Below are 12522 nucleotides of genomic sequence, written 5' to 3'. Positions count from 1 at the left end.
GTTTTTAGATTCTAATTTGGGATAGTTTTTTTTGAAGAAATGAACAATCGGTTCATATAGAACATGCCCTAAAGCTCAGGCGTATGACCAAACTTGGCTTCCAATGCTAGCAGCTGTTGACGCTCTGCTGCTGTCCATGGCAACTTACCTTTTCCATCACTATCCAGACGTACTACCACAGCCTCTGCCGTAGCAACGATGATCTCTTGCACGATACTATAGTAACTATATTCCATCGCCATACTTGTATTGCCTAAACGCTTACAACGAACTCCTAATAATAACGTATCAGGATAAGTAACTGGGCGTAAATACTGGCAGCTAGACTGGGCTAAAACAGTGACCATACTGCCATCAAACATACCTAGCGCATGCAAATAACTAATGCGTGCTGACTCAGCGTAACGATAGTAAACCACATTGTTCAGATGATTGAAGGCATCCATCTCTCCCCACTGTATCGGCTGATGATGAATAACAGGATAATGAGCTAGTAATTCAGGGCGGTGTTCGTTTGCTGTATCAGACATAGATGCTGACTTTTCATTAGGATGGGTCATTGCTTACCTTACGTTTTATATTTTCTGTATTAACTATTGTGACTAGCTTTCGTTAGCGTTGCGGCTTGTCTAAGATTTCTGTCGTCAATAATGGCGTTGGTTTGGGTGCATGAGCAATCAACTGATTTAGCCATACAATTACTTCTGGTATGTCACTTGGTGCTTTCATTGTCTCAAGATTACTTTGACCATCGATTCGTTTTTTATCTGCTTGTACAATGCCAATCGCACCAGCTTGTGCTGACTTTTTATTGTCGCTAGTTGAAGCTTTAGGTACCAACGTTTTTAACTGTTTGCGTGCCTGCGTCAAATAGCTGACAAGTTGATCTTGCTTACGCATATTGCTGGCTTGGCTTGCTAAATTTAACGTCATGATGACCTCATGGATAGTGAGCTGACGACGCGTTAAGTTTGTACCACTAGTCGCTGAGGTATCAGTAGCATTGGTTACTTTAGGCTGCTGTTTATTTTCAGTAGCTGCATCTACCAGCTCTCGACGCTGTAAATCCGTACCTTCATAGCTGCCAAGACGCTCATGACTGTGCAAAAATTCCTGAATGTTTTGAATCGCCAGATTTTGTATTTGCCACGGGCTTGGCTGTGAGCTTTGTGCCTGCAGACGCTCAATATCTTTGAGCAAACTTTGCTTGATAACGATAGTTAGCGCAGGCGCAATCTCATTACTGCTTTGCGATAATTGCCAATGTAAACCTCGCAATAACTCAATCGCCGCACTGTCATTACTATCCGCCAACAGTCTATCAGCCGCTTTGATTTGGATACGCAATAGGTCCAACTGATTCTGCGCTTGGCTACTCGTTTTAACTCTAGGTTCCGGTAGCGTCTGCTGACTCATAGCAAATAGACGATCGTCCATTTCGTTTAGTCGACTGATTACTTGCTCATTACTCTGCAAACGGTCGTTGACACTATGCTGAAAGCGCTGCTGACTAATATATAGCCACAATAATGCAGCGATCAGTAACAAGATAACCAGCCATTGCATCCGTAGCAGCAAAATATTTGCTTGCCGGCGCTGCTGAACAGTAGAAGGATCCTTAGATAAGGACTCAGAATTCATTGACATAAGGCAGTACCGTTATTGGTATAGATAAACATGTTTAAAGCAAATGGGAAGTTTAAGGTATTATATTTTAGAATGAATGGCTGAGAGAATCGTATCTGGCGACAAATCCTCTACTCGCCAGTAGCTCAACTGCTGTGCGTCAACCATATTGGCCAGACGCTCACCCAACACAACGTAAGAAAAATCTTTTAGCGTAAGCGAAAGCCGCTGTTCTATATCAGCCACTGCATCAGAATTTTGCTCTTTTTTTTAACGTCTTCGATTGCTCGTCATTGACGATATTTGACCAATGCTCAAAAGCTGTCGCACTGCTGATGACGACAATTGGCTTTGGCTGCTTTGGTAGGGCAATATCTGACGTAGTACTATGAGTAAGAAATGCTTGTTGCCACTGCTGGTACTCAGCCATTGCATCGATAGGCATTGTACGCTCGTACCAAGCAATACTATCGATATGTACACCGCGCGCCTGCAATGTATCAACCAATAATCGTCGTCCACCAAGCCCGCGCCATATCAGCAATTTATCGCCTGCTTGTAAGCTATCGATTTCAGGCATTGCTAGCATGCCTTCGTTATTGGCCGTCTCAGGCTGAAGTATTTGATAGTTTGTTGTATCTATACGCACCTGACTGAACTCTGCCGCTGTTGCTTCACCAACCGCAACCAGAGGACTAGGTAATGACAAGCCTTCTGAGAATCTCTGCACATACTTGTCATTACCGTCTTTCGCTTTGTATTTACGCTTTTCATGTTCAAGTGATTGCCAAGCGACTAGCCCTGAAGCGGCAGCAGTTGGACTGACGATAACAAGCGCTTTGTACTCCCCCGCCATCCACTGATGCATTAATGCAATATCTATATCAGTTGTTGGACGTGGTCGTAGCGTCAACATCGGTATATCAATCGCTGTCAATCCTGCCGCTTGTAAATGCTGAGTCAACGGTGCTGCTCGCTCTACTGGGCGAGTATTGATGACAATTTTCGGCACGACGTTTGACTTATCATTAGAACAATTCTTATGAGAAGTTGTGTATGTAGACTGAGTTGGTATTGATGACATCGATATACCATGACAAAAAAAGAATGAAAAAGGCTTAAGTATACAAAAATGGCTGATGCTTAGATCAGCCTATCTTGCGATTAATCAAGCCTATAGCGACTGTACTTTTACTACTCAGCTGATAGATCGCTGACAAAATAGCGCCTGCACCATCGGCAAGTAGCATTTCTGCGACATCGATACCCAGTTGGTTGGCTTGGGATTCTTGCTCAGCTTGTGTCCCAACCAACGTAGCTCGTTTGTCTGCCTTCAACAATTCGCTACCATCGGCCTGACCCACTCGACCGCGTAGCCATAGCACATTCCCGCTGTCGTTATTGCCGTTATCACCATTGTTATCATTATTAACGCTGGTTTCTTCAGCTGTCTGCAGAACTGCATAAGCGGCGATCGGTACTTGGCAGCCGCCCTCTAAATGACGGTTCAGAGCACGCTCAGCGATAAGTCGAATACGGGCTTTGTCATCATTGAGTGGTGCAAGTAATTTAAGGACTTCTTGATCGCCTTCACGGCATTCGATTGCTAAGGCACCTTGCCCAACTGCAGGCAAGCAAGCTGCGATATCAAGCTCACCGCGTATTCTCTCGTCTAGCTCAATACGTTGCAAGCCACTCGTTGCCAGAATAATGGCATCGTATTCACCAGCATCTAGCTTGCCCAAACGAGTGCCGACATTGCCGCGCAACGTTTTGATTTGCAGGTCAGGACGATAGGCTTTGATTTGGCATTGACGACGTAAACTTGATGTCCCAACGACTGCACCTTGTGGTAGCTCATCAATACTATTATAAGTGTTTGATACAAAGGCATCTGTTGGTGAGGCGCGTTTACAGTAGACGCCTAATGTGAGGCCTTCGGGAAGCTGCATCGGTACATCTTTTAGCGAGTGCACTGCTATATCTGCTTGTTTGTCATACAGCGCTTGCTCAAGCTCTTTTACAAACAATCCTTTGCCACCGATTTTGGCCAAAGGTGTATCCAAAATCTTGTCACCCTTAGTGACAATTTTTAGTAAATTAATCGTCAGATCAGGATACAACGCCAATAAACGATCACGAATATGCTCAGCCTGCCATAGGGCTAAAGGACTTTGACGTGTAGCGATATTTAGAGTAGTCAAAACAGGTTGCTGCGAATTGCTCATAAAGGGCCTCAATAAGTTCGATACTAATACTATAGTGGCTATAGTCCCTATGTCAGTACCATTCATATTTATACTGAATAGTATCGATATTACTCGATAGGGCAAATTTGCCAAAGCATAGGTGACTCAAATGATTAATAGTAGATGCTGACGCAAAAAAATACCCCTATTTAAGCATAAATAAGGGTTTGATGATATGGATGATTGGGCGCTATCAGGACAGCCTATTACATGCTTTGGATTTTATCACGTAAGGCAGGTAAGTGACGACGACTGACCGCTAGCGTCTCATCAATACCTTTAAAACGTATCTGATACTGGCCTGCGTCTAGGGTTTCTAAAAAGTCCAAATAACTAAGGTTGATGATGGCATTGCGATGTACTCGGAACAGACGATCATCAAATTCTTGCTCTAACTCTTTTAGCGTTTCATCAATCAATACCATGCCATCTTTGTGACGCACTTTGACGTATTTTTGATCTGCTGCAAAATAGTAGATGTCTTTTAGCTTAATCAGTTCAACACCGCGATGCGTACGAGCAGCGATATGTTCACGTATCGGACGTGCTGTCGGGTCTTCAAGCTTGCGAATTTCATTTAGTTGAGCAGCATTTAGGTTCTTTGCTTTGTTTAATGCCTCTAGTAGCTCATCTTTATTTGCAGGTTTCAACAAATAGCCAATTGCATTGGCTTTTAACGCTGCGATCGCATAATGGTCGTATGCCGTCACAAATATAATCGCTGGTGGATGCTCAAGTTTGGCAAGCTCTTGAGCACAGCGCACTCCGTCCATTTCAGGCATTCGGATATCTAATAATATAATATCTGGCTGCTGAGTTTTTACAGCGACGATGGCTTCTGCACCTGTTGTGGCCTGAGCAACTACCTCATGACCTGACTCCTGTACAATTCTCACCAAGCGCTCACGCGCTAGGCTCATCATCACAAACTACGATACGCATGCAAACTCCCATCCAAGGACATACTTAATATTTTATGTAATAATATTACGGCTATATTAACACTCATTATCAATCACTTAGGATATAAAATCTAAATTATTTAATAAAATTCTGACGAAAGCTACCAGTTTTTATAGCGGACAATATACTCCTGCTATAGGTAGATTTTATATGGTGTAATTGTGTTTCACGGTAGTTATGATATTACTTATTCGTAATCATTATTTATCAAACATAAATTATGACGTCTATACATGGCAATGCAATAAGTATGCCAAATAGGCTTTTAAGAGTTGAAAAAAATGGAGAAAGCTAATAAAGAACAGTAAGTTATAAACCGACGTCTTGTAGAGGATAGTCGATGATGGTGATAATTTGAGTACTGGCTACCGAGCTTTGGATATCAGCACTTTGTCCAAAATGGGCGCGCAAACGATCAGCTTGAATATAGAAATTCATATGCTGACGCAAGTCATGATTGATGATTAATGTCTTTTTGGGAAGCGCAACATCAATCATGATTTTAACTCGGTGTTGTTCCCACGTGACTTCAATATTAATACAGATAGTTTCTGTGGTCATCTCTACCACATTGAGCAGTATTTTCTCTAGCACGCTTTGTAGCGTTAGTGCAGTGATAACCATGTCATACATGATATCTTCTTCAGGTAACTTCCAATTGACTTCGAGCTTGTCTGCTAAACGACTAGATTCGATTGCCAAATAATGCTCACAAAGATCAACCTCTTCTTCAAAGCTAATCTCACGTGTGCCACTAAAACTAGCGCGGAATAATGCAGAAACGTGCTGTAGTAAGTCAGCGGCTTTAGGCGGGTTCGATTCAATCAGTGATACGAGTGTATTGATAGTATTAAAGAAAAAGTGCGGGGCCGTACGCGCTTTTATTAGATCATTTTGTGCGGTTAATTTATATTCAAAGGACAACTTAAGCGCATTAAGCTCACGATAGCTACGCAAAAAAATATAATAAAAATACAGTCGTAAAACCACCCGCTAATACTGTATTGAGCACGATATTCAATACAAACGTGCGACTATCATATGTTAGCCAACCGAAATTAATCATAGATAATGTGACTAACGCCGTCGAAACTGCAGCAGCAAACATCAGTAACAGTACAATCCGCATACTTACGCTAAGAATACTAGCATTTTTAAATGCAGGGCGTAGATAGTCAACTAAATACAGTGAGGGGATAATCGTCAGAGCGTTTTGGGTGAAACTACGTACAAACTGAATCATGAAATCTGACCAAGTGGCTAAGCTATGGCGCTCCATTACCGTTAGGAACAAGGACCAAAAAAAGATATATGTCAGCCACTGCCAAGCTCATGATCTCCATGAGTTTAGGAATAAAAAACTCTAAGCGTGTAGCTAGTAAGGCAACCTCATCATTTGCTATACTCGGGTTCTTATTCTCTTGACTTGTCTTGTACCGATATGAACGCCAATTCTTCAAAACCTAGTAATCCTGAATCAAGTAAAAGTTCATCTGACTCTGATTTTAGCACAGATGCTCCGATAACAAGTACCACAACGCAGACTGCGCCTGCTAGTAGCCAAGGCCAACAAATGTGGGGCGGGCGCTTTAGTGAAGCGACAGATAGCTTCGTTGCCGCCTTTACTGCCTCTGTAGGCTTTGACCAACGCTTTGCTCGTCACGATATTCAAGGCTCGATTGCTCATGCAACGATGCTAAAAGAATGTAACATTTTAACTGCTGATGAAGTTGCCACCATTATCGATGGCCTTCAGCAAGTATTGCGCGAGATTGAAGCAGGTGAGTTTAACTGGTCGATCGCCCTTGAAGACGTGCATATGAACGTCGAGTCACGTCTGACTGACATTGTAGGTGCCGTTGGTAAAAAGCTACACACTGGTCGTAGCCGTAACGATCAGGTAGCCACAGACATTCGCCTATGGTTGCGCGAAGAGACTGATAATATTATTGAGTTATTAGTACGTTTACAAAGTGGTTTACTTGATTTGGCTGAGCAACATACTGATACTATCATGCCAGGCTTTACTCATTTGCAAACAGCACAGCCTGTTAGCTTTGGGCATCACGTGATGGCATGGTTTGAGATGTTGTATCGCGATACTGAGCGTCTTGTCGATGCACGCCGCCGTATCAACCAGATGCCACTTGGTAGTGCAGCGCTTGCTGGTACAACTTTCCCAATCGATCGTACCATTACTGCTGAATTGCTAGGTTTTGAAGGTATTTGCCAAAATTCGCTCGATGCTGTTTCAGACCGTGATTTTGCGATTGAGTTTACTTCAGCAGCATCTATCCTGATGATGCATATGTCGCGTATGAGCGAAGAGATTATTCTTTGGATGTCAGCGCAGTTTAATTTTGTGCAGATACCAGACCGCTTCTGTACTGGCTCATCGATTATGCCGCAAAAGAAGAACCCTGACGTACCGGAGTTGGTACGTGGTAAAGCGGCACGTGTCTTTGGTCAGTTGATGACTTTGCTTAGCCTAATGAAAAGCCAGCCACTCGCCTACAACAAAGACAATCAAGAAGACAAAGAGCCTTTGTTTGATTGCGTTGATACGTTGACAGGTTCACTATTAGCGTTTGCTGATATGCTACCAAATATCACGCCAAACGTCGATGCCATGCGTGCCGCTACGATGAAAGGCTATGCGACTGCGACTGACTTGGCAGATTACCTAGTACGTCAAGGTGTGGCATTCCGTGACGCTCACGAAGTCGTTGGTAACGCTGTTGCTTTAGGCATCAAAGAGGGTGTTGATCTAAGTGATTTGTCATTGGCACAGCTACAGCAATTTAGCGATGCTATCGGTGAAGATGTCTTCGACTATCTAACGCTAGAAGGCTCATTAGCAGCTCGTGACCATTTAGGTGGCACTGCACCAAACCAAGTCAAGCAAGCGGTGATCAATGGCCGTGCTCGCTTAAAAGCCTTTGCTTAATCATTAATTTGCAAATAATAGCCAACTTGCTAATTTAAACTTAACACCCGCTACTTATGCGGGTGTTTTTATTTGTCCTATGACCTCTACTGGTTTGGCCAATGTCATTATCAAAATATCACTAGCTTTGAAAACCTAAATAAAAAGGTTAAACGTAGATAGTATTTGTCATACACCAACTACCAAAGACTTTATAACAAATGGATAGAGGTCTAACGATATACATTAGTACCCTTTGCTAAATCTACCAAGACCGTTATCATAGACTCATATGATATTTGATTTAACCACTTAATATAATGAATAAGGAATACCTTATGACTGAGACTTTTAATCCTCAAGCAAATACTGTGTTTTGTCGTAAATATAAGCAAGATTTACCGAAAATGCCGCATCCACCCTTCCCTAATAAAAAAGGTCAAGAGCTGCAAGAGACCGTATCTGAAAAGGCGTGGAAAGAGTGGCTTGAGCATCAAACGATGCTTATTAACGAAAACCATCTAAGCATGATGGATCCTGCTGCCAAAAAGTTTTTAACAGAGCAGCGTGATAAGTTCTTAGACAATGAAGACTATGAGCGCGCACAAGGCTGGACACCAGAAAGTTAGTATTTACTGGCTTTCTACTAGCTACATTTAGTAGTTATAAAAAACGCGCTCACTATAGCGCGTTTTTTATTATAAGGTAAAAATCAATGTATTTCCTATCAGCCTTCATCACTATCTGACGTTTCTAGCTCATTGGCTGACAATGTACTAACTTGACGAGCAGCTAAGCGATCATTGGCTTCTTGCACCGCTTTTTCGACCATGGCATAGTCTGAATGACGCACGTCCTGCCCACTGATATAGTTAATCACTAGCTCTGCGACATTTTGTGCATGGTCACCGATACGCTCTAGCGATCGTAGTATCCACATGATATTGATGACTTTTGATACATGACGTGAGTCTTCCATAATATAGGTCATCAAGGCACGAATGGCTGACTGATATTCGGTATTGACCACGCTATCATTACGCATCACTTCAAACGCTTGTTCCGCATTCGATTGACTAAAAGCTTCTAGCGAGTTGTTTAGCATCAGACGGACTTGATTGCTCAGATGCTGAACTTCAGCATAGCCGTATGCTGATTTGCCTTCTGCCGCTATTTTACTGGCCATTCGCGCAATTTTTACCGCTTCATCGCCGATACGTTCCAAATCAACCACACCTTTACTGATCGACATGACTAAGCGCAAATCACTGGCTGCTGGCTGGCGCTTGGCGACCAATAATAAAATGTGCTCGTCGAGCTCGACTTCCATTCGATTGATATCGAAGTCCATATCGATGACTTCTTGCGCCAGTGTTTCGTCTTTATCGATCAGAGCATGAATGGCTTTGGCCACTTGGTTGGCCGCGCTATCACCCATGTATAAAAATAAACGGATGGCTTCATCAAGATCTTGGTCAAAACTTTTGGAGATATGCTTATCACTTTGCATGAGAGGTATTCCCTAGAATCTATATTTTAATAGCGCAGTGTGCCTATGAAGTTAGAAAGTCGGCTTATGACATGCTAATCAGCGTTGTCTGCTTGTACCGATTTCAATCTCAATCAATGTTAGCCATAACGACCTGTAATATAGTCTTCTGTCGCGGTTTGGGTAGGTTTGGTAAATATCTGATCGGTCTCACCCATCTCAATCATGTCGCCCAAATACATATAGACCGTATAGTCAGATACGCGTGCTGCTTGCTGCATATTGTGAGTGACGATAGCGATGGTATAGTCGTTTTTCAGATCTTCGATCAAATCTTCGATAGCACCCGTCGAGATAGGATCCAGTGCTGATGTCGGCTCATCGAGTAGCAGCACTTCAGGTTTGGTCGCGACGCTACGTGCGATACATAAACGCTGCTGCTGACCGCCTGATAACGACAGTCCTGATGCTTTTAGCTTGTCTTTTACTTCTGGCCATAGCGCTGATTTTTTCAGTGCCCACTCTACGCGATGATCCAGCTCATCTTTGCTTAATTTTTCATACAGTCGTACGCCAAAGGCGACATTGTCATAGATTGACATCGGGAACGGCGTTGGCTTCTGAAAGACCATACCAACTTGTGCACGCAATAAGTTCACATCGATGTCTTTACCCAAGATATTTTTGCCATCTAGATTGATATTGCCCTCTGCGCGCATACCTGGATATAGATCGTACATGCGGTTAAAGGTACGCAGTAGCGTAGATTTACCACAACCTGAAGGACCAATAAAAGCGGTCACTTTTTTTATCCGCGATATCGATATTGATGTTTTTTTAATGCTTGAAAATCATCGTAATAGAAATTTAAATCTCGAACTTCCATTTTTGCAGCAGGCATATTCTTAGGAATATCTTGAATCGTTTGCTTATTAAAATCAGCAGTGTTTGGTTGCTGAGCTTGGGCGCTAGTAGACATGGGTCTATTTAATAGGCTGCCTGTTGCCGTATTAAAGTTGTCAGCAGTCGTGTTCGTACGGACGTTGCTTAGGACATCATTCATAATATTTCAACCTAGCTCAATTAATTTCATATAAGTTTAAGTAAATGCTTAGCGTGCAGCGTACTACCGTCTTCTCTCAGCTTATTTGGGCTGACCTCTACCACCGATAAATCTTGCCAAAATATTCAATACTAGGACAGATGCGGTGATAAGTAGTGCTGCCGCCCAAGCCAGTGTATGCCAGTTGTCATAAGGACTCATCGCAAACTGGTAGATGGTATTGGGTAAGTTGGCAATAGGCTGACCCATATCTGTACTGAAGTATTGATTGTTAAGTGCGGTAAATAGTAACGGCGCTGTCTCACCAGTGATTCGAGCAAAGGCCAGTAGCACACCTGTGGTCAGTCCCGCTCGTGCAGCTTTTACCGTAACCTGAGTGACCAACTTCCATTTAGGAGTACCTAACGCATAGGCCGCTTCGCGTAGACTATTAGGTACCAGATTCAGCATGTTTTCTGTCGTACGTACGACCACTGGAATAACAATCAATGCCAATGCCAACGCGCCTGCCCAACCAGAGAAACTTTGACCTTTTACCATCAGTGCATAGATAAATAGACCGATGACAATCGATGGCGCTGACAATAGAATATCATTTAAGAAGCGAGTGACCTTGCCCAGCATACTGCCTTTAGAAAACTCAGATAAATAAATACCTGTCATAAGACCAATAGGTGCACCGATAAACAAGCCTGAAAACGCCAACATGACCGAACCAACGATAGCATTGCGTAAACCGCCCGCACTCATCGGTGGCGGCGTATCAGCGGTAAAGATTGGCAACTGCACCATACCTTGGAAGCCTTCAACAAACAAAGTCACCAAAATCCATGATAACCAAAATAAGCCAAAAATCATCGCTGACATAGCAAAGCCTAGACCTAACTTGTTGGTCAAACGACGCTTGTTATAAAGGCTTTGATTGTAGCGGGTAGCGCCGTTTGGCTTAGTAGGTAGTGGTGCATTGATCGCATTGTTAGCAGGCATAATATTTATTTCCCATATCTTTTATCAATATCTATCAAGGTTCAATAAATCGGTAACAGATTTATCGGTTACCTGCTTTGTGATCCATGCGCATGAGCATCAGTTTTGCTAAAGACAGCACAATGAAGGTGATGACAAATAAGATTAAGCTAGATGTAGTAGAGACGCAAGATGTAGCTCACTTGACGCTTCAGCAAACTCATTGGCCAAGGCCGAGGTAATCGTCACACCAGACGTGAATAGGCTTGGACTGATATTAAACGCATTACCAATTAAGAAAGTAACTGCCATCGTCTCACCCAATGCACGACCAAGACCCAAAATTACGCCACCAACGACACCAGCTTTGGTATAAGGCAGGATAATCTTGAACATGACTTCCCAAGTCGTCGCGCCCATGCCATAGGCTGACTCTTTCAGTAAATCTGGTACGACAGAGAAAACATCGCGCATGGTAGCGGCGATGAACGGTATGATCATAATGGCAAGCACTAGGGAGGCGGTAAACATACCCAGTCCCATAGGCGCACCTGCAAACAGCTTACCGATAATAGGCAAAGGGCCGACGTGCTCAATGAACCATGGCTGAATGTGATCACCAAAGAATGGCGCAAATACGAACAGTCCCCACATGCCATAAATGATAGATGGGATACCAGCCAACAACTCAATAGCGATACCAAGTGGTTTTTTTAGGAACTTAGGGCACATTTCGGTTAAAAATATCGCAATACCGAAACTGACTGGAACCGCGATAACAATAGCGATAAATGACGTGACTAAGGTGCCGTAAATAGGCGCTAATGCACCGTATTCATTGGCGACTGTATCCCAGTTATTGCTGGTATAAAATCCCAAACCAAACTCTTGAATACTCGGCCATGCTCCAACAATTAGAGACACCAAAATGCCCCCTAAAGATAGGAGGACGAGTATGGCAAACGCTTTGGTAGAGTTAACAAACAAAGCGTCGTAACGTTTTTGTTTAGCCAGTTGGGACCTTAAGTCTGTCATAAGTGTCTCAGCATTTAATGGGATGAATCGAAATATTAAAAAGATGTATCTTAGGTTTTAACACAACAAACTTAAACGGTATGAGTAAACATATCTATCGAGATGTATTCATCAAATTTGCTGTGTTAAAACCTCTCAAACAACTACCGGAGAATAGTTATTCGAGAGGATAACTTGTAGGATGCTAAATAGTATTTAGCAGAAA

11 protein-coding genes and 3 pseudogenes are annotated in these 12522 nt (G+C 42.9%); 2 read left to right on the top strand and 12 right to left on the bottom strand.

Translation table 11 applies throughout. The features are described 5' to 3' along the window. Positions 1-68: 68 nt before the first annotated feature. The 8 genes and pseudogenes from TT11_RS07965 to TT11_RS07930 form a co-directional block, all read right to left on the bottom strand. Positions 69-560, bottom strand: a complete 492-nt coding sequence (locus TT11_RS07965) for a thioesterase family protein (protein ID WP_261869935.1) — start codon at positions 558-560, stop codon at positions 69-71. A gap of 52 nt (positions 561-612) precedes the next feature. After that, positions 613-1647 carry a hypothetical protein gene (locus tag TT11_RS07960; RefSeq protein ID WP_261869934.1) on the bottom strand — a complete coding sequence of 345 codons (1035 nt, stop codon included), beginning with the start codon at positions 1645-1647 and terminating at the stop codon, positions 613-615. A 60-nt stretch (positions 1648-1707) separates the two neighbouring features. Then, positions 1708-1872 (bottom strand): hypothetical protein, encoded by a 165-nt coding sequence (locus TT11_RS07955; RefSeq protein WP_261869933.1) that lies wholly within the window; start codon positions 1870-1872, stop codon positions 1708-1710. 4 nt (positions 1873-1876) lie between these two features. Further along, the gene (locus TT11_RS07950) at positions 1877-2638 is read right to left on the bottom strand and encodes a uroporphyrinogen-III synthase (protein ID WP_261869932.1); all 762 of its coding nucleotides are present in this window, start codon (positions 2636-2638) and stop codon (positions 1877-1879) included. Positions 2639-2774: 136 nt separating this feature from the next. Further along, positions 2775-3854 (bottom strand): hydroxymethylbilane synthase, encoded by a 1080-nt coding sequence (gene hemC / locus TT11_RS07945; protein WP_261869931.1) that lies wholly within the window; start codon positions 3852-3854, stop codon positions 2775-2777. A gap of 227 nt (positions 3855-4081) precedes the next feature. After that, positions 4082-4817, bottom strand: a pseudogene (locus TT11_RS07940) (LytR/AlgR family response regulator transcription factor). A gap of 330 nt (positions 4818-5147) precedes the next feature. Then, a complete protein-coding gene (locus tag TT11_RS07935; RefSeq protein ID WP_261869929.1) occupies positions 5148-5762 on the bottom strand; it encodes a histidine kinase in 615 nt (204 codons plus the stop codon). 25 nt (positions 5763-5787) lie between these two features. Further along, on the bottom strand, positions 5788-6081 hold the full coding sequence (locus TT11_RS07930; protein ID WP_261869928.1) for a hypothetical protein: 294 nt from the start codon (positions 6079-6081) through the stop codon (positions 5788-5790). Between the two features lie 330 nt (positions 6082-6411). On the opposite strand from TT11_RS07930, the gene argH reads away from it, so the two are divergent. Both argH and TT11_RS07920 read left to right on the top strand, forming a co-directional pair. Then, on the top strand, positions 6412-7785 hold the full coding sequence (argH, locus tag TT11_RS07925; protein ID WP_261869955.1) for an argininosuccinate lyase: 1374 nt from the start codon (positions 6412-6414) through the stop codon (positions 7783-7785). 317 nt (positions 7786-8102) lie between these two features. Then, positions 8103-8393 (top strand): oxidative damage protection protein, encoded by a 291-nt coding sequence (locus TT11_RS07920; protein WP_057757820.1) that lies wholly within the window; start codon positions 8103-8105, stop codon positions 8391-8393. 98 nt (positions 8394-8491) lie between these two features. Here TT11_RS07920 and phoU read toward each other — a convergent pair whose 3' ends face one another. The 4 genes and pseudogenes from phoU to pstC all read right to left on the bottom strand — a co-directional run bounded on the left by phoU (position 8492) and on the right by pstC (position 12317). Then, positions 8492-9274 carry a phosphate signaling complex protein PhoU gene (gene phoU / locus TT11_RS07915; protein ID WP_102078266.1) on the bottom strand — a complete coding sequence of 261 codons (783 nt, stop codon included), beginning with the start codon at positions 9272-9274 and terminating at the stop codon, positions 8492-8494. Between the two features lie 119 nt (positions 9275-9393). Then, positions 9394-10232, bottom strand: a pseudogene (pstB, locus tag TT11_RS07910) (phosphate ABC transporter ATP-binding protein PstB). A gap of 165 nt (positions 10233-10397) precedes the next feature. Further along, positions 10398-11303, bottom strand: a complete 906-nt coding sequence (pstA, locus tag TT11_RS07905) for a phosphate ABC transporter permease PstA (protein ID WP_101204644.1) — start codon at positions 11301-11303, stop codon at positions 10398-10400. 61 nt (positions 11304-11364) lie between these two features. Then, positions 11365-12317 (bottom strand): annotated as a pseudogene (gene pstC, locus TT11_RS07900) (phosphate ABC transporter permease subunit PstC). Positions 12318-12522 lie beyond the last annotated feature (205 nt).

This window comes from Psychrobacter sp. JCM 18901 (assembly GCF_000586435.1).
GTDB lineage: Bacteria > Pseudomonadota > Gammaproteobacteria > Pseudomonadales > Moraxellaceae > Psychrobacter.
The sequence above is the reverse complement of the archived record's forward strand: the minus strand, read 5'-3'. Positions and strand labels throughout refer to the sequence as shown.

Coding starts and splice junctions, on each gene's coding strand:
- TT11_RS07965 (WP_261869935.1), bottom strand. CDS start 560: ATGACCCATCCTAATGAAAAGTCAGCATCTATGTCTGATACAGCAAAC.
- TT11_RS07960 (WP_261869934.1), bottom strand. CDS start 1,647: ATGTCAATGAATTCTGAGTCCTTATCTAAGGATCCTTCTACTGTTCAG.
- hemC (WP_261869931.1), bottom strand. CDS start 3,854: ATGAGCAATTCGCAGCAACCTGTTTTGACTACTCTAAATATCGCTACA.
- TT11_RS07930 (WP_261869928.1), bottom strand. CDS start 6,081: ATGATTCAGTTTGTACGTAGTTTCACCCAAAACGCTCTGACGATTATC.
- argH (WP_261869955.1), top strand. CDS start 6,412: ATGTGGGGCGGGCGCTTTAGTGAAGCGACAGATAGCTTCGTTGCCGCC.
- TT11_RS07920 (WP_057757820.1), top strand. CDS start 8,103: ATGACTGAGACTTTTAATCCTCAAGCAAATACTGTGTTTTGTCGTAAA.
- phoU (WP_102078266.1), bottom strand. CDS start 9,274: ATGCAAAGTGATAAGCATATCTCCAAAAGTTTTGACCAAGATCTTGAT.
- pstA (WP_101204644.1), bottom strand. CDS start 11,303: ATGCCTGCTAACAATGCGATCAATGCACCACTACCTACTAAGCCAAAC.